This window comes from Streptococcus oralis subsp. dentisani (genome assembly GCF_007475365.1).
Classification (GTDB): Bacteria; Bacillota; Bacilli; order Lactobacillales; family Streptococcaceae; genus Streptococcus; species Streptococcus mitis_AX.
Genome location: NZ_CP034442.1, coordinates 676,809 through 701,587 on the forward strand (window position 1 = coordinate 676,809; position 24,779 = coordinate 701,587).

Below are 24,779 nucleotides of genomic sequence, written 5' to 3' on the forward strand. Positions count from 1 at the left end.
AAGACCATTCCTTTTAAAGTGACTTCATCACAGGTCAACAATATCTTTTTTACCTTATTTTTGATATACTAAATTTAGAATATTTCCAAAGGAGAGCGCCATGCGTTTTAATCAATTCAGCTATCTTCACGTTTCTCATTCGCAAGTTTTACGCGAGTTATCCCAGCTTGGTTTGAGGTTGGCACCAGAACAAGCATCAAAAAAACAACTTGAACAATTTGTCCGCTGGAGTTTTTTCACTTATAAAAATACCGACTATCCTTTGTCTGTCTTAGCTGCAGACAAGGAGACTGATCTCCTTACCTTCTTTCAGTCAGATTGTGACCTGACTCCTGAGATTTTTTATACTGTGGCTTTTCAACTTTTAGGATTTAGCTATCTTGTTGACTTTGAGGACGCCGAACAATTCCGTAAAGAAACTGGATTTCCTATTGTTTATGGAGATCTCATTGAAAATCTTTATCAATTGCTAAATACGCGAACCAAAAAGGGAAATACACTCATTGACCAGCTTGTTAGTGATGGGCTTATTGCAGAAGATAATCACTACCACTACTTTAACGGCAAGAGCTTAGCAACCTTCTCTACTCATGATGTCATTCGTGAAGTCGTGTATGTCGAGAGCAGTGTGGATACTGATAAAGACGGACTCCCTGACTTAGTCAAGGTCAGCATTATTCGTCCACGCCACGATGGACAAGTCCCTGCTCTTATGACTGCCAGCCCTTATCACCAAGGCACCAACGACACAGCCAGCGACAAGGCTCTCTACAAAATGGAAGGAGAGCTTGAGGTCAAGCTACCCCACACCATTGAGCTCGAGGAGCCTAAGCTGAATTTTGTCGAGCCTCATGGTCAAGCAGAAACCGTCTCTGAAACTGAAGAAAAGCTAGCTCACATCAATAGTTCTTATACTCTCAACGATTACTTCCTCCCAAGAGGATTTGCCAATCTCTATGTATCGGGTGTTGGAACCAAGGATTCCCAAGGTCTCATGACCAATGGGGACTACCAGCAGATTGAAGCATATAAAAATGTGATTGACTGGCTTAATGGCCGTTGTCGTGCCTTTACTGACCACACGCGCAAACGTCAAATCAAGGCTGACTGGTCAAACGGAAAAGTTGCAACAACAGGTATTTCCTATCTAGGAACCATGTCTAATGGTCTTGCGACAACTGGTGTTGATGGCTTAGAAGTGATCATCGCTGAAGCAGGTATTTCCTCTTGGTATAACTACTATCGGGAAAATGGTCTTGTGACCAGCCCTGGTGGTTATCCAGGTGAGGATTTTGACTCACTTGCTGAATTGACCTACTCCCGCAATCTCCTAGCTGGTGACTATATCCGTGGTAATGAAGCTCATCAGGCAGACTTAGAAAAGGTAAAAGGGCTTCTTGATCGCAAGACTGGTGACTACAATCAATTTTGGCATGACCGCAACTATCTGCTCAATGCTCACAAGGTTAAAGCTGAGGTCGTCTTTACGCATGGTTCTCAAGATTGGAATGTCAAACCTCTTCATGTTTACCAGATGTTCCATGCCCTTCCAACTCATATCAATAAGCACCTCTTTTTCCATCATGGTGCCCATGTCTATATGAACAACTGGCAGTCAATTGACTTCCGTGAGTCCATGAATGCCTTGTTAAGTAAGAAATTGTTAGGACTTGACTCAGGCTATCAACTTCCTACTGTCATCTGGCAGGACAATACCGCACCGCAAACATGGCAGGGGCTTGGTGACTTTGGCAAGCAGGATGAACTGCATACCTTCTCTCTTGGAACTGAAGAAAAAGTGATTCAAAACCAGTATGATCAAAAGGATTTTGAGCGTTATGGCAAGACTTACCAGACCTTCAACACAGAGCTTTACCAAGGAAAAGCCAATCAAATCACCATTGACCTTCCAGTGACCAATGACATCCACTTAAATGGTCGAGTGGAGCTGAAACTTCGTGTCAAATCAAGTACAAACAAGGGCTTATTATCTGCTCAACTGCTGGAACTTGGACAAAAGAAATATCTACAGCCTTATCCAGCTGTTTTAAGTGCTAGAACCATTGACAACGGTCGCTACCATATGCTTGAAAATCTCTGCGAACTGCCATTCAATCCAAGTGTTCAACGTGTCATCTCCAAAGGCTACCTTAATTTACAAAATCGAAATGATTTACTAACTGTTGAGAGCATAGAAGCTGAAAAATGGATGGAAATCCAATTTGACCTACAACCTACGATTTACAAGCTGAAAAAAGGTGACACACTTCGCCTTGTTCTCTATACTACCGACTTTGAAATCACTGTCCGTGATAATACAGACTATCACTTAACAGTCGATCTCACACAATCCTCCATCACCATCCCCTCATAAAAGGAGCCAGCCTCATATGAATAAATCTGAACATAGACACCAACTCATCCGTGCGCTTGTAGCCAAAAATAAGATTCATACACAGGCAGAGTTGCAAGCTTTACTAGCTGAAAATGATATTCAAGTCACACAGGCCACTCTCTCACGCGATATCAAAACCATGAATCTATCAAAGGTTCGCGAAGCAGATCATTCTTACTATGTTTTAAATACTGGTTCCATCTCCAAATGGGAAAAACGCTTGGAAAACTATATGGAAGATGGCTTGGTCATGCTACGTCCTGTCCAGCATCAGGTTGTCCTCAAAACCTTGCCAGGCCTTGCCCAATCGTTTGGAGCTGTTCTCGATGCACTTGATTTCAAACAAATCATTGCCACCGTATGTGGTGATGATGTCTGCCTTCTTATCTGTGAAAATGCTGAAGAAGCACAGACTTGCTTTGAAATTCTTAAAAAATTTGCGCCACCATTTTTCTTCAATGACTAAAAAATTCCCCGTGATGAATACAATCACGGGGTTCTCTTTTATCAATGTCGATAGGCTATTTTTCTTCTTTATCAGCCTTCTCATTGCCTTTTTTTTCTCGTGCTAATCTAAGAGCACGTTTGGGATTGAGACGATTAAACAATTCTTCTAGTTTCTTTTCATTCCATACATCTGCTGCAGAGACAAAGTTTCCATCTGCATCTCGGAATGATATCGGTTTATCTCCCATATCAATCTCCTAGTCTACAAATTCAAACTCAAATTTACCAATTCGGACCAGATCTCCATCCTTGGCTCCACGCGCACGAAGTGCTTCGTCAACCCCCATACCACGTAACTGACGAGCAAACTTCATGACAGACTCATCACGATCAAAGTTGGTCATGTTAAAGAGTTTCATGAGTTTTTCACCAGAAAGTACCCATGTAGCATCATCGTCGCGGCTAATTTCAAAGGCCTTTTCTTCCTCATCAAAGCCATAGTAAGCTTCTTCTTCCATATCAGACTCGTCATAGAGCAAGAACTCAGGAGTCTTATCTAACAATTCAGCTGTCGCATCCAAAAGAGGCGCCAAACCTTGCTTAGTCAAACCAGAAATAGGGAAGATTGCTGGAAGTTCTTCAAACTCGTCGTAGTTTGCCGCCAATTTTTTCTTGAAGTCTTCAAGATTTTCCTGACTTTCAGGCATGTCCATCTTGTTGGCTACGATGATCTGTGGACGCTCCATGAGGCGAAGATTGTATGACTCCAGCTCTTTATTGATCGCTAGGTAGTCCTCATATGGATCACGGCCTTCGCTAGCTGACATATCAATAATATGAAGGATGACACGTGTACGCTCGATGTGACGGAGGAACTGAGTTCCCAGACCGACTCCCTGACTAGCCCCTTCAATCAAACCTGGTAAATCAGCTACTGCAAAGGATTCACCTGATTGGGTACGAACCATACCTAAATTTGGCACAATTGTCGTAAAGTGGTAGGCGCCGATTTTTGGTTTAGCTGAAGTAATGACACTAAGCAAAGTGGACTTTCCAACAGATGGGAAACCGACCAAGCCGACATCCGCTAGAATCTTCAATTCCAGTTGCAACTCACGTTCTTGACCTGGCTCCCCATTCTCAGAAATCTCAGGTGCAGGATTTTTTGGTGTTGCAAAACGGATATTCCCACGACCGCCACGACCGCCATGAGCAACGATAAATTCTTGACCATGTTCAATCAAGTCTGTAATGACTTTACCTGTTTCCGCATCACGTACAGTAGTCCCCTGTGGTACACGAACACGAAGATCTTCTGCACCACGTCCATGCATTCCTTTGGTCATCCCTTTCTCACCTGATTCGGCCTTAAAATGACGGTTATAGCGGAAATCCATCAAGGTACGCAAGCCTTCGTCTACAACGAAAACAACGTTACCACCACGTCCGCCATCGCCACCCCAAGGACCGCCATTCGGGACATATTTTTCACGGCGAAAGGCAACCATACCATCGCCACCATTACCAGCCTTGACCTTGATCTTGGCTGTATCTAAAAACATACTCATATTTTCTTCTCGCTTTAAAAAGGACTGGAAAATCCAGTCATTAGTTATTGTTTCTATCTTAGCAACTTGCTTAGAATCTGCTAAAAGCTCCAAGCGCTGTCGCAAAGATACCAGCAAGGGTTACAAACAACATAATTAGCACGACAAAAAGCGTTACTTTTTCAAACATTGTTTTTTTACGTTTTCCATTATCTCCAAAAGCCATCTGGACTCCTTTTTATTTCTCTTTGTTCTATTCTGATTCTCTTTTAATATTCGCTAGAAACAGGTGCAATTACCCATAAAATCAAGTAAGCAAGTACCCCTGCCCCATAACAAAAGGCAAGAACGCCCCAAATCACACGGACAATAGTAGGGTCAATATCAAAATAGTGGGCTACACCTGCGCAAACGCCTCCAATTTTTTGATCCCTACCACTTCTCATAAATTTTTTTGCCATATTTTATTCTCCTATATTTTTACTAATCTCTCCAGTAATCTCGGATGCTAGACAACTGCTTTTTAGAAGCCTTTAATATTCGTTTGGACTCTTTAACTGGAGCTGAAACAGCCTGCTGAGGTAGGTACAAAATAGTTTTTAAGAATCGCTGTGTCATGGGTTCGTCGCCACGTAGTTCCTGCTCAAATTTATTTGAAATCATCGCATCGAGATAAAACTCATGAACTCGTTTCCCAAAATTCTCAGCCGAAATCTCATACAACTTGTCAGCCAACTTCTGCTCATTCATATCTGGAGTGGCGATCAAGGCCTCCAAGATTGCACCTGCAAGATCGTGCTCTCCATAGTAGAGGGTTCCAAACATTTTGTCACTGATCAGATTATCCAGATAAGGATTGCCATGAGCGATAACAGGCGTTCCACTGGCTAGACTCTCTAGATAAGTCAAGCCTTGGGTTTCACTAGTGGATGCAGAGATAAAGAAATCAGCCGCTTTATAGTATAAGGCTGTCTCACTTGGAGCAATCATACCAGTAAAAATCACATGATCTTGGATCTGCAATTTCACTGCTTGTTCCTTCAGACTGTCCAGATAAGGACCATCTCCAGCAACAACCAACTTCACCTTATCTTCTTCTTTCAATACCTCAACAAAGGCGTTTAGGACTGCTTGGATATTCTTCTCATAAGAAATACGTGAAAGGCTCAGCAGCATTTTCTCGTCTTCTTTAATCCCAAGCTTAGATCGAAGAGCAGTTAAATTCTCTTCCTTAATCTCAGGTCGTTCAAACTTAGCCAACTCAATTCCAGTTGGGATGACACGCTTTTCAACCTTGACTTTGTATTTAGATAAAAGGTCACGAACAATCTCACTAGGGCAAATCACGCCATCTACATCATGAAGGAAGCCACGCACCAAATATTTTACCATACTCGGACGAATTAGCATGCCCTTAGCAATGTAATGTACATAGTCTTCGTACTGAGTATGGTAGGTATGGATAACAGGAATTTTCAATTCTCTTGCAATCCAAATCCCAAGCAAACCTAGTGAAAATTCTGTCTGGGTATGAATGATATCAAGTTGATACTGCTTGGCAATTTCAAGCGCCTTTGTAAAACCTCGGTAGGCAAATCGTCGATCCTTAAACGCAAAGAAAGGGACACTCGGAATTCGAATAATTTGCCAATCCTCGTATCGGTTCACGTCTTTATCAGTCGTTGTAAAGATAAAAACTGCATGCCCCTGCTTTTCAAGCTCAGTTTTCAAAGTCCGAATACTAGTCGCAACCCCGGAAACCTGAGGGAAATAGGTGTCAGTAAATAAACCAATTCGCATAAATTACCTCACTTTTTGCCCAAAGCAGCCTGTTCTCGATAAAATTTTAACCAGATTTCCAACAAATGCTCCTCAGAGTACTCTTTGGAGATCTCGCGAGCTTTTTCTTTCAAGTCTTTTAAGGCTTCCTGGTCATTCTTGTATTCTAGGATTGCTTCTCTCATCTCAGAAACATCACTTGTAGCACGATAATTCCCTTCAAGGATGACCTTATACAAGTCCAAATCCCTTAACATAATCGGCGCCTCGCAACTTGCCGCCTCTAAGATGGTCATAGGGAATAATTCGTTGTAACTTGGTAGCAAGAACAGATCCGCCATAGCGTAAAGTTCCCGCATCCGTTCCGGTGACACAATTCCGGGGAAAATTAGATTTTTAGGTGGATTGTCCATGATTTTTTTATAGCGTTCATAACCATCTGTTATTCCACCAAATGAAAAACCACCAGCCCAGATAAAAGTAATTTCTGGCAATTCCTCAGCAAGACGGATAAAATCATCAATCCCTTTACGTTTCTGAACCTGACCTGCACCGACAACAACAAACTGATTCTCAGCTAAATCCATTTCCTGACGAAGTTTTGCTACTTGGTCAGCTGGTAGTGGATGCCATTTTTCCTTATTTACAAAGTTTGGAATATAAGTTACTTTTTCACGTGGAATACCAGCTGCTACTAAATCCTCGATAAACATGGGATTAACCACCACCAAGTGTTCCATTCGGTTGTAAAATGAAAAAACATAGCATTTGATAATTCCCTTTAAGAAAAATGGAATTTTCAAACTCCCCTCAAGCGTATCAGGCAAAAAATGCACATAGCCAATTTTTCTCCCAGATCGCTTCTTTTGAAATGTAGATAAATAATAAGGGAAATCAATGGTGTGAAAATGAGTTACATCTGCCTCTACAGGAAGATTCTCCGTAACAATCAACTGGTCTTTGGCATCGCGGTGAAGGAGACGTACCAACTCACGGTAGGCTCCTGATACCCCTTGACCAGCCACTTTTTCACTTGAACTTAGCATATTGACACGCAATTTTTCGTTTTCCATACCTTTCATTATACCATTTTATTTCTAGAAAATCAGCAAAAGAAAGAAGAGACCAGAGGAAAAAGAAGGAGATTTCCTCATTTTCCAATCGTCTCTCACATTTTTCTTACTCTTTACTTAATTCCCAGGGCGATACGTGCATAGCGACTCATTTTTTCAACAGTCCAAGCTGGATACCAGACCAATTTGACCTCGGTATTAGTTACCTCAGGCACATCTGTCATCGCATCGTGTATCTGGTCTGTCAAAAGGTCAGCCAGTGGGCAACCCATAGTTGTCAAGGTCATATCAATTTCAGTGTGACCTGTTTCACCATCAAAACGAATTTCATAAATCAAACCTAGGTTTACAATATCAATCCCCAACTCAGGGTCGATGACTTCTTCCAAAGCATTTAAAATGCGTGTTTTGATCGTTTCAATTTGCTCTTCTGTATAAGCCATGTTATTCCTCACTCTTAGTCTTCAATAAAATCACGAAGGGGTTTGCTGCGACTTGGTTGACGCAATTTTCTCAAAGCCTTGGCCTCGATCTGACGAATACGCTCACGAGTCACGTTAAAGACTTTCCCAACATCTTCAAGAGTACGCATTTTCCCATCATCTAGTCCGAAACGAAGGCGCAGAACGTTTTCTTCACGATCTGTAAGAGTATCCAAAACCTCATCCAACTGCTCACGCAAGACGATACGAGTTGTGTAGTCTACTGGATTTTCAATCACTTCGTCTTCGATAAAGTCCCCAAGATGACTATCGTCCTCTTCACCAATCGGTGTTTCAAGCGATACTGGTTCTTGAGCGATTTTCAAGATTTCACGCACCTTGTCAGGTGTCATATCCATACGCTCAGCGATTTGTTCAGGTGTTGGATCTTGTCCCAATTCTTGAAGAAGATTACGCTGCTCACGGACTAGCTTGTTAATCGTTTCAACCATGTGAACAGGAATACGAATAGTACGAGCCTGATCAGCGATGGCACGAGTGATTGCCTGACGAATCCACCAAGTTGCATAAGTTGAAAACTTGAATCCTTTTGAATAGTCAAACTTGTCAACAGCCTTCATCAAGCCCATGTTTCCTTCTTGGATCAAGTCAAGAAACTGCATGCCACGCCCTACGTAGCGCTTAGCGATAGAAACCACCAAACGAAGGTTGGCTTCTGCAAGACGTTGTTTAGCTTCGATATCACCTGCTTCAACTGCTAGGGCCAATTCTTTTTCCTCTTCGTTGGTCAAGAGAGGAACAACCCCGATTTCCTTCAAATACATACGGACAGGGTCATTAACCTTGGCAGAAGTTGAGCCAATCAAGTCCTCATCACTGAGTTCTGGTTCTTCTTCTGTACTAAGAACACGCGCACTTGGATTTCCTTCGTTGTCTGTGATAGAAATTCCAGCATCCTGAATCCGTTGCAAAAGGTCTTCAATCCCGTCTGCATCTAGGGTAAAAGGAATCACCAGACTTGAGTTGATTTCATCATCTGTTGCTGTTCCTGTTTTTTTGTGGTTACGGATAAAGTCTGCTACTTGCACATCAAATGTAGTTACTTCTTTTTGTTTTGTTGCCATTATTACTCCATTCTTCTCTTTTGGGAAATCAATCGTTGCAATTCTTCCAAGGCTGTGTCTGTATCTCCTACATGACTAGCTTCCTGCACTTTCTTTTTAATTCGTAAGTTGTCCTTGCTGAGGAGGGCACGGTTTCGAGTCGCTTCGACCTCCGCTAGCTCTTGAGGCGACATCTCAGCTGGCAAATCCAAGCTAAGCACGTGGTACCAAGCATTTTCAACCTCAGGAGTCTGATGAGAAAGTTCCTCTGATCCGATTTCTCCCTCTACACTTAATAATTCGTAAAGAATCTGAAATTCTGGGGTATCAAAGAAAAAATTCTCTCTTAAGCGGTAGTCATTTAAAACAAGTGGATTCTCAGCCATCCTATAAAGGAGATGAGCCTCTGCTCTCATGACTGATGTCAGTTGCCGCGTCACAGGTAAACTAATCGTTGCTGGTTTAGGATGTTCTTTGACTCTCTCCTGTCTCTGAACAATCCGACTTTCATTTACAATTTGCTCTACCTGTTGGTAATCAAAAGAAGGTAGATTGTCCGCCAGAATGTGGATATAAGAATTCTGGGCAGTGATAGACTTTTCTTTGGCAATTAAGGGCGCAATCTTTTCAATGAACTCGATTTGCGCCTGCAAGTTATCACTATTTTCAGGTTTGAGTTGGTGAATATAGAACTCTATGGGACTGATACGAGTCTTTGTTAAGAGGTAAGCTAGGTCTTCAGCAGAATTCTTTTGTAAATACTCATCTGGGTCCATGGCATCAGGTACTCGAACAACCTCCACTGAAAAGTCTTTTAACTCCTCTAAAGCCTTGGCTGTTGCTGCCTGCCCTGCCTTGTCGCCATCATAGCTGAGAACAATTTTTTTAGTAAAGCGTTTGAGGTGGTCAACATGCTCCTTGCTTAAGGCTGTTCCCATGGAAGCTACAGCATTTTCTATACCAGCACGGTAGGCTGCGATCACATCCATGAAGCCTTCCATCAGGTAGAGTTCTGTAATCTTACCTGTTCCCTTTTTTGCCCTGTCCAAATGATACAATTCGTAACTCTTGTTAAAAATTGCAGTCGAGCGACTATTTTTGTACTTAGCAGTCTGAGTATCAGTTTCTTGCCAGACACGACCAGAAAAGGCAATAACCTGCCCCTTGTCATTGGTTAAAGGAAAGATGATACGTCCAAAAAAAGTATCATAAAATTGATTGCCATCTGACAGATAAAACAAGCCCGAATCCAATAAATCCTTTTCCTCAAACTTATCAGCCAAACGTTGATAGAGATAGGTTCTCTCTGCCGGAGCCAGTCCAATCTGGAAATGCTTCAGAACATCATCCGTCAAGCCTCGTTTATATAGATAAGCCCTTGCTTCTTCTCCCATCTTGGTCGTCATGAGGATTGCATGGTAAAAACGGGCAGCTTCTTCATGCATATCATATAGAGCTTGATGGGGAGAAGCTTGTTGAGGACGAGACTGGACAGGCATGGCTAGTTGAATACCGACGCGCTCTCCTAAGAGCTGAACGGCTTCCATGAAGGACACGCCTTGGTATTCTTCGATGAACTTAAAGACATCTCCTGAACGACCACATCCAAAACAGTGATAAAACTGCTTGTCTTCCACAACGTTGAAAGAGGGGGTCTTTTCACCATGAAAAGGACAGAGCCCCAAATAGTTCCGTCCAGCCTTTTGTAAAGAAATCACGTCACCTATGACTTCCACAATGTTGGCATTGTTTTTGATTTCTTCAATGACTTGCTTGTCAACCATACACAATACCTCCATGTTATCATAGTTTCACGTAAACTAGTATAGCTTATTTCTGAAAAAAAGTAAACCATTTCATACGCTTTCCGTAATTCTCTTTGCCTTATTCTTCTATATAGAAAGAGGAGATAAAAAACTCAGAAACACTTTAATGCTTCTAAGTTTCTCTTCTCTATTTTTTGATGATTATTTAACTCATCTATTCAAATAATTGATAGTAGTCTGAGATTTTCATCTTAGCTTTTTCTTCTTTATTGAGGTCTTGGATGATACGGCCTTCCTTCATGACTATCAGACGATTGCCATACTTCAGTGCATCCTCCATATGATGGGTAATCATCAAGGCTGTTAGATGGTCCTTGCTGACAAAGTCATCTGTTAATTCCATCAAGGCCACACTTGTTTTTGGGTCAAGGGCTGCTGTGTGTTCATCCAACAAGAGCAACTCAGGTCGCTTCAAGGTTGCCATCAAGAGACTCAAGGCCTGACGTTGTCCACCTGATAGAAATTCAATCGGAGTATCTAGATGTTTTTCAAGGCCATTCCCCACTTTTTCAATGGTAGCCTGAAATTCTTCCCTATGACTTGAGAGTCTCCTAGGAAGGAGTCCTCTCTTCTCACCACGAAACTTGGCAATTAAGAGATTTTCCGCCACCGTCATACGAGGAGCCGTACCCATCTTAGGATCCTGAAAGACACGAGACAGGTACTTAGCCCGCTTTTCAGGTGAAAAATGCGTCACGTTCTCGCCCATGATACGGATACTTCCACTTGTTAAAGGTAAGGTACCTGCAATAGTGTTAAAAAGCGTTGACTTCCCTGCTCCATTTCCACCTAGGATAGTAATGAAATCATGTTCGAAAATTTCAAGAGAAACATCATTCAGAATGATTTTTTCCTCATCAAAGCCATTCGTGATGACTTTGGTAGCATTTTTTAATTCTACAATTGCTGTCATTTGCTAAACTTGACTCCTTTCAGGTATTTGCTTTTGAAGGTTGGAATCATGAGACAAACTGCCAAAATCAAGGCGCTGTACAAACGAAGATAACTTGTGTTAAATCCAAGAGCAATCACTCCCCAGACGAGGAACTGATAGGCGATAGAGCCAACGACGATGGTCATGAGGCGCTCTGCCAGAGTCAAACTCTTAAACAAAACCTCACCAATAATCAAGCTAGCTAGACCAACTACGATAACCCCGATACCTCGTGAAACATCCGCATATCCTTCTTGTTGAGCAATTAAGGCCCCTGCAAGCGCGATAATCCCATTTGAGAGAACCAAGCCCATGAGTTCCATACGTCCAGTATTGATACCAAAACTACGAGCCATATCAGGATTATCACCTGTAGCGATGTAGGCCTGACCTAGTTTGGTATCTAGGAAAAAGAGCATGAGACCAATTACAAGAGCTACAAAGATTAGTCCAGTCAGGAGTTGGTTAAGGTCCGAATCAAAAGGTAAGACATCCTGAATTTGCTTGGTTCCAAGAAGCCCCAGATTGGCACGCCCCATAATCATGAGCATGATGGAATGGCAAGAAGTCATGACCAGAATCCCTGATAAGAGAGTTGGAATTTTTCCTTTGGTATATAAGAGACCTGTCGCCATACCAGCTAGACATCCCGCTCCTACTGCGGCTAGGCTTGCTAAAAATGGATTGATTCCCTGTGTTATCAAGGTTACAGCTACTGCTCCCCCTAGAGGAAAAGAGCCTTCAGTAGTCATATCAGGGAAATTCAAAATTCGGAAAGTCATAAAGATTCCCAAACCTAAAATCGCCCAGACCATTCCCTGAGAAATAATGGATACTATCATAATCTTTCACTCATTTCTTTCTTTAGTAAAAATGGGAGGAGATGTGTCCAGCTCCTCCTTTATCTTTATTCAATCACTTGTCCTGCTTCTTTTAGAACGGACTCAGGAGTGGTGATACCAAGTTCCTGCGCTAGTTTTTTGTTAATCACTGACTTACCAGTTGAAAAGACATTAACTGGCGTATCAGCTGGTTTTTCACCTTTCAAAACTTTGGCAATCATTTTACCAGTAGCCACTCCAAGATCGTGTTGGTCAACTACTACAGATGCTAATCCTCCCGCTTCTACCATGGCAGTGGCACTTGGGTAGATTGGCTTTTTAGCTGTTTGGTTGCTTGAAACAACTGTTGAGAATGCGGATGCGATGGTGTTGTCAATTGGAACCCAAATCGCATCAACCTTACTTGTCATGACATTAACTGTTGAAGCAATTTCATTGGTTGATGGAACGGCAAAGGTTTCGACTGTCAAACCTGCTTTTTCAGCATAAGCCTTGAATTCTTCTACCTGTGTTTTTGAGTTATCTTCGCTACTTGAGTAAAGAGCGCCGATTGTTTTGACATTTGGTGTGAGGGTTTTTATCAACTCTACTTGTTGTTCAGCAGGGTTGTGGTCTGATACCCCTGTGATGTTGCCACCTGGTTTTTTCAAATCTTTGACCAAGTTAGCACCGATTGGGTCTGTAATAGCAGCCATGATAACTGGTAGATCTTTAGTAGCACTTGCAAGTCCTTGAGCTGCTGGTGTTGCAATCCCAACAACTACATCGTTTCCATTTGCTACTAACTGTTTACTCATGGTTGCAACCTTGCTCTGATCACCTTCAGAGTTCATAAAGTCGATTTTTACTTGGTCGTCCTTATAGCCTTCTTCAGCTAGTCCATCTTGAATTCCTTGGTAAATCAAGTCTAAAGAGGGGTGGCTAACAAACTGAAGGACACCAACCTTAGCAACTTTTTGCTCCACCTTAGCTGCTGGCTTGTTCATAGATGAATAGATCAAACTAGCTACTACCAATACTGCTAATCCAGCGATAATTCCAATTAAACGTTTATTTTTCATATTTTTTCTCCTTTTAAATCACTTGTATAATGCTCTTTTAAACAAAACAAGCGACGCCATCGTTTAAATTCCATAAGTCTCCTCCAACAAAAAAGTCCTCACACAAAAAACTTGTGTGAGGACGTCGATGCGCGGTGCCACCTCAATTATAGGGAATATCCCTATCGCTCTTTCTCGCATTCACGAGTTGCACTATAAGGTGTGCTCACCGAATTTTTATGATTTCAAATTCTTAAGTACATTCAGCCCAATTTCATCAATTTCATCTATCTGCTTTCACCAACCACAGACTCTCTAAAAAATGAGCATGATTACTTTCTGAATGTTTAAATTATATCATTTTTCAACTACTTGTCAAGCTTATTTTTAGAATTTTTTAAACAATTCAAAAACTTCCCCTTGAAAAAGAGAAAGTTTGTAGAATATCAGCCTGAATTACGCAAACCGGTTGCAATTCCGTTAATAGTTGTATGAATCAGTCTTTCTTCGTCTGCTGACAATTCACCACGACGTTGACGTTTGATCAACTCCAACTGGATGTAGTTAAGGATATTAAAGTAAGGCATACGATAGTTTAGACTGTCTTTTAGGTAAGAGTTCTCCGCCAAGAGTTCGTCATAACCTTCGATGGCTAGAATAACGTCCTTGGTCAATTGCCATTCATCTAAAATGGTGTAATAGATGGCTTGCACTTCTTCATCCTCACAGAGCTTGGCATATTCAAAGGCAATGTTCATGTTGGACTTAGACAAGACCATGTCCACATTAGAGAGCAGAGATTGGAAGAAAGGCCAGTTTTGGTACATGTCACGAAGAATCTCAATATTCTTTGGATCTTGATCAATAAATTCTTTAAAGCTTGATCCCACACCGTACCATCCAGGAAACATGACACGACTTTGTGACCATGAGAAGACCCAAGGGATGGCACGCAAACCACCGATTTCTGTAATAGTCTTACGAGCTGCTGGACGCGAACCGATATTAAAGCTTGAAATAGCCTTGATTGGACTTGATTCAAAGAAATAGTCATAGAAATGTTCATTTCCAAAGACCAAATCACGGTAGATATCGTAGCTGCGGTCCACTACTTGATCCATGATAGCTTCATAACGATTTGATGTGTTAGTATCACTCTTCTTCTTGGTAATCATACGGTTAATAGCTGCAGAAACCAACATTTCAAGGTTATAATAGGCAGCGTCTTTGTTTCCGTATTTGTTTCCAATCACTTCTCCCTGCTCAGTCAGACGGATGCGGTCCTTAATAGACTTGAGTGGTTGGGATGTGATAGCTTCATAAGTTGGGCCACCACCACGACCCACGGTACCACCACGACCGTGGAAGAAGGTAACTTTAACGCCAAATTCGTCTCCAATAGCAGTCAGTTGCTGTTGAGCTTTATATAGAGTCCAACATGATGACAGGTAACCACCGTCCTTGTTACTATCAGAGTAGCCAAGCATGATTTCTTGGTAGTTGTCTTTTGAAGCAATCCATTTTTTAGCCAAAGGAAGAGAGAAATATCTTCTCATGGTTTCTTCCGAGTGATCCAAGTCTTCGATCGTTTCAAAGAGGGGAACAATCTGAACGCGGGCTTTTTGAGCATCTACCAAGCCGACTTCCTTAAGCATAATTGCAAGTTCTAGCATATCGGATACACTTGTTGCGTGAGAGATGATGGTTTGACGGATGACGTTTTCACCTAATTTATCCTTCAACTTGCGAGCGGCTTTAAAGATAGAGAGTTCTTTTTCAAGCAGTTCTGACTTTTCAGCATGAGTCGCTGAGAGGATACGAGGGTCTTCTTCCAATTCTTTTAATAGGAGGGCGCATTTTTCATCTTCAGACAGATCGCTATAGTGGTCGTTGATACCTGCGGATGCTAGCAATTCTGCCACACAGGCTTCATGAACACTAGAATCTTGGCGCATGTCGATAGAGGCAAGATAGAAGCCAAAGATTTCAACCGCCTGCATCAACTCTACAAATTCTCCTGAAATCAGGTACTCACCTTTGTTCTCTAATAGAGAATCTCGGATGGCCAATAAATCTTGGTAAAATTCATCTGCAGTAGCATATCTTGGATGAACATCCTTGTCTTCGATAAGATAGGTCTTGGTTGCCTGCATCTTAGCTTGGATGTCAAAGAGGGCACGACGATAGAGTTCTTTTTCACGATAAATGGAATTATCTTGAGACTTGAGCGCCATCTCACGAACCTTGTCACTAACATTCACAATACTGGTTGAAAGTGAGAATTCACGATAGAGGTTATAAATCTTCTCATCGTAGTAGTTCATGATGACTTCGCACTGAGTCAAGGCTGATTTGTTGAGGGTTTCCGCTGTTACGAAAGGATTTCCATCACGGTCTCCTCCGATCCACATCCCCATTGTAATCGGTTTTGGATGTTGGAGCTCGATACCTTGTTCTTTAGCTAATTTTTTATACTCAGCCGTCAAACGTGGAACAGCATTCAAGAAAGAACTCTGATAGTACTCCATCACGTTGGTGATTTCGTTGGTTACCTTCAATTTCTTCTCGCGAATCATGTCCGTTTGCATGATAATTTCAATGTAACGACGGAGATCTGTGTGCCATTTTTCTTTGTTGATCAAGCCGAGTTTGACATCACGGTACTTCCGTAAGAGTGTATGGATATGATTGGTTAAATCCAGCATACTCTTGCGTTGTACTTGAGTCGGGTGGGCCGTCAAAACTGGAACCACATTCAGCTGCTCCAAAATTGCAGCCGCGTTTTCTTTTTCAGCCACCATCTTAATGGTTGTTGACAGTTTTCCTAGATAGTCCTGGTCCACATTATTTTGATGATTGATCTCAAAAGCCAAATCCACATCTTCAGAGATATTGATCAAGAGTGGAAGGATTGAGAAATAGCGAGAAATATAGATCATTTCCTCGTTTGAAAGGCTGGTCACCAATTTATTGAGTCCTTGATAGTCTTCGCTTGTAGACAAATCCTTCAACTGCATGATTTTATCAAAAGTCTCAGGCGCAAGCATATTTTTTGTGATGTCTTCTAATAGCTCTGTCAAAATCAAGACTTCTTCTTGGACGACTGCTTTATTGCTATAGTTTTCTAATTTTTGAAGTGACATAAACTTTCCTTTCCATTCAATCCTTATAGAGCAACAGAAGTTTGACCTTCATATTCTCTGATAAGTTTGGCACGTTTTTCGCTGGCATCGATATTTAGTACAAAGGCAATGGCTACAGATAAGACTAGGAGACTATTCCCCCCTTGTGAAAGGAAGGGGAAGGTTACCCCTGTAGAAGGAATCAAACCGGAAATTCCACCGATATTGACAAAGACCTGAACAAGGATCATCCCCCCGACACCGATAGCAACCATGGAGTTAAAGGGATCCTTAGCTCGAATACCGACTAGGATGATTCTCAAAATCAAGAAGAAGAGGAGTGCCAAAATCATACCCGCTCCTACAAATCCAAATTCCTCGATGACAATTGAAAAGACGAAATCTGTGTGGGCTTCTGGCAAATAACCACGCTTTTCGATGGAATTTCCTAATCCAAGTCCAAACCAGCCACCATTTACCATTGCATAGTAGGAATTTGCGAGCTGGTGTCCTGCACCCGCCAAGTCATTAAAGGGATTAAAGAAGGCACTAAAACGTTTAGCAACGTAACCAAATACAGGAATTTGAGAAAACTTCTCAACGCCAACAAGACGAATGACAGACAAGACTAAAATGGAACTTCCTGCTAAGAGAGTTAGAATAGTCGAGAACCAACGATAGGCAATTCCACTAACTGTGTACATAAGCAGTGACACCAAGACCAGAATGGTCGCATTTCCCAAGTCAGGGAAAATTCCCAAACTACCAATCAAAACCAGTAAAACGAAACGCCAGTCGTTAAAAGCTCGAGGTAACCACTGATTCTGAGTCAAGACTTGGAAATCGTAAACAGCTATCTCATCTTGCTGTTTTGAGAATCGATGGGCTAGGTACCAAATAATGATAATCTTAAGATATTCAGCAGGCTGAATCGTTACAGGTCCTACAGAAATCCAACCGTAGGCACCATTGACTGGGGTTCCAATTAGCCGAGCCAAAGCTAGGAGAATCATCTCTACAAACATAACGATAAAAATCAAGCGTTCATTTCTTAAAAAACCAAGTTTCAGTTTATAAATTAAGGCAATCAAAACCAAACTAACTACCCAAAACATTCCTTGGTTCCGAGCTAACTGAAGAGCACTTTTCCCTTCTTGGATCAAGGTAGCACTCGTAGTTGAGTAAACAACAATTAGACCCAAAATCGATAAAAGGAGGTAAGGAATCAAAATGGAATAGTTCAATAGGTGCCTTTTACTAATTTTCATATGTCACCACTCTAATAGAAACAGAGAAAACTGTTCCTAATTCCGTTTTATTTTCTAGTTTTGATTGCTATTATACCATTTTTTCAGAAAGAAAAAAACTCTTATCCTCCAATCCTTCGAATTTTGCTATTTGGCCGAAACTGATTACTAAAAAATACAAACTTCAAGACAAAGTTTGTATTTTCTTTTTTATTCTGCTGATGAGCTACTGCTTGAGTTTGAGTCTGCACCACCAACGTATTGGGCAAAGATATTTTGGAAAACAGGATCTTTCACTTTAATATTTGCAGCTTGGAATTCTTTTCCGATAACGCTCTGAACGAAAGATGAATCGTTTTGTTTCTGCGTCAAAATGACTGTTTTCAATTTTTCTTTGTAATCATCTAGGTTTGATGATTTTTCTGTTTTCTTGGTTAGCTTAATAATGTAGTATTGGGTACTGTAGGCTTGTGTTCCAGTCGCTGTGATAACATCAGAGACACCATTCACATCCAAGGCAAAGGCCGCCTTCTTGACTTGTTCTGGAAGTTCTGTAGAAGCCGAGTCAAAAGTGATTTCGCCACCATTTTCTTTTGTCTTGTCATCATTTGAGTTGTCTTTTGCCAACTGAGCAAAATCAGCTCCTGCTGCTTTTGCTTTTTCAAGCACTTCTTTTGCTTTGTCTTCATTATCCATACGGATGATCTGAGCTGTTACATCTGGTGTATAAGACTCAAAAGCTTTTTGGTAAGCTTCGTCTGTCAATTCATTTTCTGCTGCTTTTTTAACTGCCAATTCGACCAACTTACTTGTGCGAATTTGAGCTTTACGAGTCTCAGGAGTCATACCCGCACGTTGAAGTACGCTGTTGTAGCTATCGCCGTATTTCTTTTGTTCCTCAGCAACGGCATCATCCACCTCTTTGTCAGTCACTTCTGAACCATATTGTTTTTCAAATACTTTTTGGATGGTCATATTAAGCAAGACTTGTTGCGCAGTTGGATTGTTTTTGACTTGTTCATAAAATTGGTGTTCAGTGACGACATCACCCTTCATGCTGATGAGGTCAGCCCCTTCAGAACTTTTTGAACAAGCAGCCAAAGTCGCTACAGATAATAAGGTAATGGCTCCTGCCAATAGTTTTTTCTTCATGTTTACTCCTTTTATGGTAAGTTACCTTCTCTATTTTACTAAATTGTCTTAAATTTTTCTAAAAATCATTCACTCTCAGGAAGCTGCACATCTGCTACATTTTTTCTCAGCATGAGAATGCCGTCCCCAAGTGGAACTAGAGTCGCTGTTAGACCTGGATTGTCTAAAGTTGCGTCGAAAAGTCTCTGCAAACCTTTATAAATGGTGCGTTGACCCCGGCGGACTTCCATGATATCCTTGGCAACATCTCCTCCTTGGAAAATATCATCCAAGACCACCACTCCACCGACTTCCAAGTGCTTGAGGATTTCAGGCAGAAAGACGATGTACTTTGACTTGGCCGAATCCATAAAGACAAAGTCATAAGTCTCCGTCAGAGTAGATAAAACATCAACAGCATCACCTTCAAGTAAGGTGATTTGCTTGCGACTGTCAAACTGGGCAAAGTTTTCCTTGGCAAAACCAATCATTTCTGGATTACGGTCAATGGTTGTAATCTTGGCATCTGGCGCGTGTTCCGCCATCAAGAGGGCCGAAAAACCGATAGCTGTTCCAATTTCCAAAATGTTCTTAGGTTGCATAGTTTCCATGAGAAAACGGAAGTAGGCAACTGTTTCATGAGGAATAATGGGAATATTTTCCTTACGAGCGAAGGTCTCCAATTCTTTCAGGGAGCCTGTCACCTGCTTTTGACGCTGGCGCATGAGTTCTACGATGTCTTCCTTGACGACGGGACGACGCATGTTATGGTTGGCATTTTTACTGTAAGACTCTACCATCTTAAGCTAGTCCTAATTTTTCAACAAGGGCTTCAAACTCGTTCAAGCGGCGTTCAAAGACTGCAAAGGCATCGTTAAGATAGTCTTCTTTTTCCATATCAACACCCGCTTTTCTCATAACATTGAGTGGATAGTCTGATTTACCTGCTTTGAGGTAGTCGATATAGCGGTCACGATCTTCTTGACTACCATGGACAATCTTTTCAGCCAAGGCTGAAGCAGCTGCAAAACCAGTCGAATACTGATAAACATAGTAGTTATAGTAGAAGTGTGGAATGCGTGCCCACTCGTATTGGATCTGAGGATTGTCTTCCTTGCTGAGTCCATAGTACTCTTGGTTCAAGTCTGCGTATAGTTTATTGAGGAAATCACTTGTCAAGACTTCTCCATTTTGGTCTGCTTGGTGGATAGCATGTTCAAACTCAGCGAATTGAGTTTGACGGAAGACTGTTCCACGGAAACCGTCCAAAAAGTTATTAAGGATAGCAAAGCGAGTCGCATCGTCTTCTACTTCCTCCAATAATTTCTCTGTCAAGATATTTTCGTTGGTTGTTGAGGCAATCTCAGCCAAGAAGATAGAGTAATCTCCGTAAACATATGGTTGGGTTTCACGAGTATAGCTCGAGTGCATACTGTGACCCGTTTCGTGGACAAGGGTAAAGAGATTGTCTAGATTGTCCTGCCAGTTGAGAAGCATAAAGGCATTGGTATCATAGGAACCACCAGAGTAGGCACCAGAGCGCTTGCCTTGGTTTTCATAGACATCAATCCAACGCTCACTGAAGGCGCGTTTGACACGGCTCAAGTAGTCATCACCCAAGATCGCCAAGGCTTCTTCTGCCTTTTTCAAGGCTTCCTCATAAGTAAAGCTGTATTCTACTGAAGACAGTGGAGTGTAGACATCGTACATCTTGAGATCAGAAATACCTAAGATTTTTGAACGAAGATCAAGGTAACGATGCAAGAGTGGCAAGTGCTTGCGAACTGCTGCTACTAGATTGTCATAGACACTTTCTGGAACAAAGTTGGCTGCGAGGGCTGCATGGCGAGCACTCTTATAGTTGCGAACTTTTGCGCGGTAGTTTTGCACCTTAACATTTGTCTGCAAAGTCTTAGCGTAGGTGTGTTGGAATTGCTCGTAAGTCGCATAAAGGGCTTCATAAGCACCACGGCGCACTTCACGGTTTTTAGACTCCATCAAACGGATGTAAGTACCATGTGAGAGTTGCACTTCCTTGCCTTCATCATCAAGAACGTATGGGAAGCTAATATCCGCATTGTCCAAAATAGCGAAGGTTTCACTAGCAGCGCCGAAGATTTCTCCTGCTCCAGCAAGTAATTCTTCCTCACGTTGCGAAAGAACATGGTCTTTCTTTTGCAAGAGCTTGTCAAAAAAGTGCTTGTAAACTTGGAGTTTTGGTTGAGCTTCTAGGAAGGCCGCATACTGCTCTTCGCTAATCTCCATAAACTCAGGTTCATAGAATGAAAAGGCTTGTTCTAACTGACTGTATAGGGTCATTGCCTTAGCATAGTACTCTTGATACTTGGCTTCACGCGTATCTTGGTCATTTTTCATATGTGCATAGACATAAAGCTTTTCAACTTGGCGTTCCAAGTCGAGTGAGAATTCTGTGATCTCAAGCAAACTGTCTGCGCTGTCCAAGAGATGTCCCTCATACTGAGATGCTATTTGTACTTTTTCAGTTAAATCTTTCAAGGCTTCTTCCCAAGCCTGGTCTGTTGGGTAGATTGTTGAAAGATCCCATGTATCTTTTTCATTTATTTCATGTCGTTGTAATACCATAAGATTCCTCCATCCTTTCTATTTTACCACATTTTTTGAGAAATATAAGTGATAAAAGGCTGGTGGATAGAGCTTTTGGCGATTATTTTTCGGATTTTTGTGATAGTAAGCCTGAAAATTTCTATAATAGCTAGTCAAATCCGTTTCAATCTGCAAAAAATCTCCTGATTCTATCGGTCTGACCTGAGGATACCAGTCGTCTAGTTGACGGTTTAATAGATTGTCTCCTTGATGATAGGCCTCCTCCTGTTTCTTCATCCAGTAGGGTGTTTGGTAGTACAACTGCTGGCGAATGTAGTGACAGATAGTTGAATCTTGGGCAACCGTAAAACTAGGCAGTTTTTGTTTTTGATAGGGGAATCGTAGAATTTCCAAGAGATTTCCTTGGCCAAAGGGAAATTCCTTGACCTGAAAATGAAGCTTGCCACGTAGATCCTGATGCAGAAGATATTTGAGTCTCAAAATTTTCCTTTTGAGATCCAGTTCCCAAACAAAGAAACCCATATTTTGACTAAAATAGAGAAATCCCCTTTGCAGTTGTGTAAGTCTCTCTTTTAACCAGAGTTTTTCTCCCAGTAGCCAGATAACCTGATAGCCCTGACTGCGGTATCCTTGACTTCTATTGCCTAAAAGATTTTTAGACAAGGGACTGCACTGAACCTCCAGCGCTAGTCTCTCGTTTACGAGAATATCTGCAATCTGCTGGATCTCGGGCAAACTATATTCTAAGACCACCTGATTGTCCTTCTTGGCCCAGTGATAAAGGGCCTCTTTGTTGCCCAAGTGTTCTGGACTTTCATTTTCAAAAATAGCCATACAATATCTTAACCTTTCATGGGCAAAATGCGTTCGAATACTCTGTCCTTGACGTAATCGTAGTCCGCCCCCACAGGCTGGACAAGTGTAGGGCTGTTTAGTTACGTCTTTTTCGAGGGCATTTACCAAATTTCCCTTGGCATCTCTGGCTACAAACATTGGTCTACCTCCTTTTCTTTTCTATTCGAAAAAGAAGCAAAAAAGACTGGAATTCCAGCCTTTCATGATATTATCTCTTATCTTTTTTGTCTCTTAGAAAATTTTTTTAGCATGGGAATGAGATTGGGAATCTGCTCGCTTCTAATGACCAGCACGCCGTATTCCTGACAGCGATTGGCATAAACCGGATTGATTTTTCCCGTACAGACAATTAACTTGAGGCAACTCTCCCCAGCAAAATGATTGGCGTAGACTTCTAGTTCGTTGATGGCTTCGACTGATAAATCTGTCATCTTGCATGAGATAAAGGTAATCGAGCGCCCCTTTCTTAGAATAACATCAATCTCATTTTGAACATTGTCTGCCTCTGGAAAGATGCCATTCCAATCAATCTCACCACCTATCATGCACTCATCAAACAGCTGCGATTCAAGCGCCAAGAGATAGAGATATACCTCTAAAATATGCCCCTTGTTGCGGCAAAAAACTTGAGCTTCTTGACTTGGAAAGCTGTAGGCTACTCGTTTCTTATCTTCGCTTTCCATACAAAGCATCCCCGCTTCCACAAGTAAAGGGATGAGGGATTCTGGATAGTGATAATACTTGCCGTTGTTTTCCAGTATTTTTTCTGTCTCAGCATGAAGGTCATTGGTCTTGGCTAAAGAGAAAAATTGGGTCACTTGATACCAGTGGGAAGGATTGGCAATGGCAGAGCTGGCTAGTTTTTTGATGGCTGCAATTTGCTGAGCTGAGTGGATAGGGCGTTTGGATTTGAGCATTTTTCCACCACGCAAAGCTATCAGCTGTTGGATGCTTAGGGTTGGAATGTCCAAATCTTCTTTTTCTAACTGACCGGCTACCCACTTGTATTGTTTTCCTCGTTCGACATCCATGGCTACGATGGGGAGGTGGCGATCCAAGCCATATTGATAGAGAGATAAGGCTAGTAGTGAATCTCCGCCAAAAACATCGAGAAGGACTTGGTCATAGCCTGCAAGGCAATAATCTAACTGGTCTGTTAATTGTTCTAAAGATAGCTGACGAAAGGTCACACGCTGGATATGGGGGACTTCTTCAAGGATAAACTGACGGAGAGAAACTTTCTCTTCATTGCTTATTTTTATCAAAGATAGAAAAAGAATCTCGTCACAATCACTGATAAAGGCTTGGTAGACATTCTTTTCCAATACATGCCGATCATACAATTCCACCAAAAGACTCGTCATTCGACCACCTCCATCATAAAGACTTTCTTGCGCTGAGTGTATCAGCAATACAGCCCTACTGCTCAGATTTCCTACTTCTAGTATAGCATAAAATCCTGCTCGCCCCAATCAACCAACGCAAACAAAAACGAATAGAGACCTTGCAAAGTGGTTTCTATTCGCTGGTATAGGTTTGATTTACTTGATTTTTTTAGCTAGCATAGTCGCAAAGCGTAATTGAATGCGATTGCCATTTTCATCACGACGGTGCAGATGTCCTGGGTTTTCATTATACTTGACCAATTCCCAATCCTTGTAGTAGTCGGCTAGCTCCCCTTCTTTAAAGGTGAATGGGAAGTTGACTGAGCAAGGATAATCCTCTGTATCCATGGCACAGACGATAAGATTATAGCCACCGACCGTGGTGTGCTCCTGCATATTTTGGATAATAGCTGGAATGCGGTCCGCTTGTAGGAACATCAGAACAACTGTCGATACGATGAAATCATAGTCTTGGCTAATGCTGGCTGAATTGATATCATAAAGTCCGACAGGCATGTCTAGATCCTCTTGTTCCACAATGCTTTGCAAGATTTCAAGGGACAATTCATTTTGATCCACAGCTGTCACATCAAAACCATTCTGTGCGAGAAAGAGAGAGTTACGGCCTTGACCACAACCCAAATCCAAGGCTCTTCCTGGTTTCACCGTTTGCACAGCCTCTAGGACCTCTGAATGGACTGGATTGGTCTGGTATTTCTTAGGGAAATAATCCTCAGGTTTACAATAAAATTCCAAGTACCATTCTACATCGTCTGTTGCAGCCTCTACTCGGTGCCAGGCTTGCGGTTGCGCCATGGGATTGTCAGCCCCTGCCTCAAAGAGGTGCTCAGCTAGAACCTCACCATCTTCTGTCAACTCAATAAACTTGAGTGCCCCCTTCAAGACAGTAATTTTTCCCCAGGTGCCGACTTTAGTATTGTGCTTTTGCTGAACTGCTTCAGGCATGGTCTGTTTATTCCACAAGGGCATCCGTTTATAGGCAATTAATTTTTCCATTTTACTT

22 protein-coding genes and 1 other annotated feature are annotated in these 24,779 nt (G+C 41.8%); of the genes, 2 read left to right on the top strand and 20 right to left on the bottom strand.

Features of this window, described 5'->3' with window-relative positions; all coding sequences use genetic code 11:
* The first annotated feature begins 100 nt into the window (after positions 1–100).
* The gene (locus tag EJF26_RS03500; RefSeq protein WP_001211997.1) at positions 101–2,374 is read left to right on the top strand and encodes a Xaa-Pro dipeptidyl-peptidase; all 2,274 of its coding nucleotides are present in this window, start codon (positions 101–103) and stop codon (positions 2,372–2,374) included.
* A gap of 16 nt (positions 2,375–2,390) precedes the next feature.
* Positions 2,391–2,861 carry an arginine repressor gene (locus tag EJF26_RS03505; RefSeq protein WP_001043005.1) on the top strand — a complete coding sequence of 157 codons (471 nt, stop codon included), beginning with the start codon at positions 2,391–2,393 and terminating at the stop codon, positions 2,859–2,861.
* Between the two features lie 55 nt (positions 2,862–2,916).
* Here the strand turns inward: EJF26_RS03505 and EJF26_RS03510 are convergent, their stop codons facing one another.
* From EJF26_RS03510 to tehB, 20 genes are all read right to left on the bottom strand, one after another.
* Positions 2,917–3,090 carry a hypothetical protein gene (locus EJF26_RS03510; RefSeq protein ID WP_000502573.1) on the bottom strand — a complete coding sequence of 58 codons (174 nt, stop codon included), beginning with the start codon at positions 3,088–3,090 and terminating at the stop codon, positions 2,917–2,919.
* Positions 3,091–3,099: 9 nt separating this feature from the next.
* Positions 3,100–4,410, bottom strand: coding sequence for a GTPase ObgE (obgE, locus tag EJF26_RS03515; RefSeq protein WP_000061650.1), 1,311 nt, complete (start codon positions 4,408–4,410; stop codon positions 3,100–3,102).
* 70 nt (positions 4,411–4,480) lie between these two features.
* Entirely contained in the window at positions 4,481–4,615 is a 135-nt protein-coding gene (locus tag EJF26_RS03520) for a DUF4044 domain-containing protein (RefSeq protein WP_000863854.1), read from the bottom strand.
* Positions 4,616–4,658: 43 nt separating this feature from the next.
* A complete protein-coding gene (locus EJF26_RS03525) occupies positions 4,659–4,850 on the bottom strand; it encodes a PspC domain-containing protein (RefSeq protein WP_001074503.1) in 192 nt (63 codons plus the stop codon).
* Between the two features lie 22 nt (positions 4,851–4,872).
* Positions 4,873–6,189, bottom strand: coding sequence for a glycosyltransferase family 4 protein (locus EJF26_RS03530; protein WP_001219463.1), 1,317 nt, complete (start codon positions 6,187–6,189; stop codon positions 4,873–4,875).
* 8 nt (positions 6,190–6,197) lie between these two features.
* Complete coding sequence (locus EJF26_RS03535) at positions 6,198–7,241, bottom strand: glycosyltransferase family 4 protein (RefSeq protein ID WP_004246701.1); 1,044 nt, start codon at positions 7,239–7,241, stop codon at positions 6,198–6,200.
* A gap of 113 nt (positions 7,242–7,354) precedes the next feature.
* Positions 7,355–7,684, bottom strand: a complete 330-nt coding sequence (locus tag EJF26_RS03540; protein WP_000331930.1) for a metal-sulfur cluster assembly factor — start codon at positions 7,682–7,684, stop codon at positions 7,355–7,357.
* Positions 7,685–7,698: 14 nt separating this feature from the next.
* On the bottom strand, positions 7,699–8,808 hold the full coding sequence (gene rpoD, locus EJF26_RS03545; RefSeq protein WP_000201893.1) for an RNA polymerase sigma factor RpoD: 1,110 nt from the start codon (positions 8,806–8,808) through the stop codon (positions 7,699–7,701).
* Positions 8,809–8,810: 2 nt separating this feature from the next.
* A complete protein-coding gene (gene dnaG / locus EJF26_RS03550) occupies positions 8,811–10,571 on the bottom strand; it encodes a DNA primase (protein WP_000227884.1) in 1,761 nt (586 codons plus the stop codon).
* Between the two features lie 196 nt (positions 10,572–10,767).
* On the bottom strand, positions 10,768–11,526 hold the full coding sequence (locus EJF26_RS03555) for an ABC transporter ATP-binding protein (protein WP_000125432.1): 759 nt from the start codon (positions 11,524–11,526) through the stop codon (positions 10,768–10,770).
* Positions 11,523–12,389, bottom strand: a complete 867-nt coding sequence (locus EJF26_RS03560; protein ID WP_000637246.1) for an ABC transporter permease — start codon at positions 12,387–12,389, stop codon at positions 11,523–11,525. Before EJF26_RS03560 ends, EJF26_RS03555 begins: the two co-directional genes overlap by 4 nt.
* A 65-nt stretch (positions 12,390–12,454) precedes the next feature.
* Positions 12,455–13,450, bottom strand: coding sequence for a tryptophan ABC transporter substrate-binding protein (gene trpX, locus EJF26_RS03565; RefSeq protein ID WP_000792176.1), 996 nt, complete (start codon positions 13,448–13,450; stop codon positions 12,455–12,457).
* A gap of 114 nt (positions 13,451–13,564) precedes the next feature.
* Positions 13,565–13,780 (bottom strand) — a binding site (T-box leader).
* Positions 13,781–13,875: 95 nt separating this feature from the next.
* Positions 13,876–16,572: a phosphoenolpyruvate carboxylase gene (ppc, locus tag EJF26_RS03570; RefSeq protein WP_000058156.1), complete on the bottom strand. Its 2,697-nt coding sequence runs from the start codon at positions 16,570–16,572 to the stop codon at positions 13,876–13,878.
* A gap of 23 nt (positions 16,573–16,595) precedes the next feature.
* Complete coding sequence (ftsW, locus tag EJF26_RS03575) at positions 16,596–17,819, bottom strand: cell division peptidoglycan polymerase FtsW (RefSeq protein ID WP_000703365.1); 1,224 nt, start codon at positions 17,817–17,819, stop codon at positions 16,596–16,598.
* A gap of 189 nt (positions 17,820–18,008) precedes the next feature.
* Positions 18,009–18,950 carry a peptidylprolyl isomerase PrsA gene (prsA, locus tag EJF26_RS03580; RefSeq protein WP_000727957.1) on the bottom strand — a complete coding sequence of 314 codons (942 nt, stop codon included), beginning with the start codon at positions 18,948–18,950 and terminating at the stop codon, positions 18,009–18,011.
* A gap of 65 nt (positions 18,951–19,015) precedes the next feature.
* Positions 19,016–19,729 carry an O-methyltransferase gene (locus EJF26_RS03585; RefSeq protein WP_000230398.1) on the bottom strand — a complete coding sequence of 238 codons (714 nt, stop codon included), beginning with the start codon at positions 19,727–19,729 and terminating at the stop codon, positions 19,016–19,018.
* 1 nt (position 19,730) lies between these two features.
* Positions 19,731–21,533, bottom strand: coding sequence for an oligoendopeptidase F (pepF, locus tag EJF26_RS03590; protein WP_000244091.1), 1,803 nt, complete (start codon positions 21,531–21,533; stop codon positions 19,731–19,733).
* An 18-nt stretch (positions 21,534–21,551) separates the two neighbouring features.
* Positions 21,552–22,508 (bottom strand): competence protein CoiA, encoded by a 957-nt coding sequence (locus tag EJF26_RS03595; RefSeq protein ID WP_000495882.1) that lies wholly within the window; start codon positions 22,506–22,508, stop codon positions 21,552–21,554.
* 77 nt (positions 22,509–22,585) lie between these two features.
* Complete coding sequence (locus EJF26_RS03600; RefSeq protein WP_000202634.1) at positions 22,586–23,734, bottom strand: PDDEXK family nuclease; 1,149 nt, start codon at positions 23,732–23,734, stop codon at positions 22,586–22,588.
* Between the two features lie 177 nt (positions 23,735–23,911).
* Positions 23,912–24,772, bottom strand: coding sequence for an SAM-dependent methyltransferase TehB (gene tehB, locus EJF26_RS03605; RefSeq protein ID WP_000413063.1), 861 nt, complete (start codon positions 24,770–24,772; stop codon positions 23,912–23,914).
* Between the last annotated feature and the right edge of the window lie 7 nt (positions 24,773–24,779).

Excerpts from the sequence above, each read along its gene's own strand:
- EJF26_RS03525 (WP_001074503.1), bottom strand. The coding sequence starts at position 4,850 with ATGGCAAAAAAATTTATGAGAAGTGGTAGGGATCAAAAAATTGGAGGC.
- ftsW (WP_000703365.1), bottom strand. The coding sequence starts at position 17,819 with ATGAAAATTAGTAAAAGGCACCTATTGAACTATTCCATTTTGATTCCT.
- EJF26_RS03500 (WP_001211997.1), top strand. The coding sequence starts at position 101 with ATGCGTTTTAATCAATTCAGCTATCTTCACGTTTCTCATTCGCAAGTT.
- trpX (WP_000792176.1), bottom strand. The coding sequence starts at position 13,450 with ATGAAAAATAAACGTTTAATTGGAATTATCGCTGGATTAGCAGTATTG.
- pepF (WP_000244091.1), bottom strand. The coding sequence starts at position 21,533 with ATGGTATTACAACGACATGAAATAAATGAAAAAGATACATGGGATCTT.
- EJF26_RS03520 (WP_000863854.1), bottom strand. The coding sequence starts at position 4,615 with ATGGCTTTTGGAGATAATGGAAAACGTAAAAAAACAATGTTTGAAAAA.
- ppc (WP_000058156.1), bottom strand. The coding sequence starts at position 16,572 with ATGTCACTTCAAAAATTAGAAAACTATAGCAATAAAGCAGTCGTCCAA.
- EJF26_RS03600 (WP_000202634.1), bottom strand. The coding sequence starts at position 23,734 with ATGACGAGTCTTTTGGTGGAATTGTATGATCGGCATGTATTGGAAAAG.
- prsA (WP_000727957.1), bottom strand. The coding sequence starts at position 18,950 with ATGAAGAAAAAACTATTGGCAGGAGCCATTACCTTATTATCTGTAGCG.
- obgE (WP_000061650.1), bottom strand. The coding sequence starts at position 4,410 with ATGAGTATGTTTTTAGATACAGCCAAGATCAAGGTCAAGGCTGGTAAT.
- EJF26_RS03505 (WP_001043005.1), top strand. The coding sequence starts at position 2,391 with ATGAATAAATCTGAACATAGACACCAACTCATCCGTGCGCTTGTAGCC.
- dnaG (WP_000227884.1), bottom strand. The coding sequence starts at position 10,571 with ATGGTTGACAAGCAAGTCATTGAAGAAATCAAAAACAATGCCAACATT.
- EJF26_RS03510 (WP_000502573.1), bottom strand. The coding sequence starts at position 3,090 with ATGGGAGATAAACCGATATCATTCCGAGATGCAGATGGAAACTTTGTC.
- EJF26_RS03595 (WP_000495882.1), bottom strand. The coding sequence starts at position 22,508 with ATGTTTGTAGCCAGAGATGCCAAGGGAAATTTGGTAAATGCCCTCGAA.
- EJF26_RS03540 (WP_000331930.1), bottom strand. The coding sequence starts at position 7,684 with ATGGCTTATACAGAAGAGCAAATTGAAACGATCAAAACACGCATTTTA.
- EJF26_RS03560 (WP_000637246.1), bottom strand. The coding sequence starts at position 12,389 with ATGATAGTATCCATTATTTCTCAGGGAATGGTCTGGGCGATTTTAGGT.
- tehB (WP_000413063.1), bottom strand. The coding sequence starts at position 24,772 with ATGGAAAAATTAATTGCCTATAAACGGATGCCCTTGTGGAATAAACAG.
- EJF26_RS03585 (WP_000230398.1), bottom strand. The coding sequence starts at position 19,729 with ATGGTAGAGTCTTACAGTAAAAATGCCAACCATAACATGCGTCGTCCC.
- EJF26_RS03530 (WP_001219463.1), bottom strand. The coding sequence starts at position 6,189 with ATGCGAATTGGTTTATTTACTGACACCTATTTCCCTCAGGTTTCCGGG.
- EJF26_RS03555 (WP_000125432.1), bottom strand. The coding sequence starts at position 11,526 with ATGACAGCAATTGTAGAATTAAAAAATGCTACCAAAGTCATCACGAAT.
- rpoD (WP_000201893.1), bottom strand. The coding sequence starts at position 8,808 with ATGGCAACAAAACAAAAAGAAGTAACTACATTTGATGTGCAAGTAGCA.
- EJF26_RS03535 (WP_004246701.1), bottom strand. The coding sequence starts at position 7,241 with ATGGAAAACGAAAAATTGCGTGTCAATATGCTAAGTTCAAGTGAAAAA.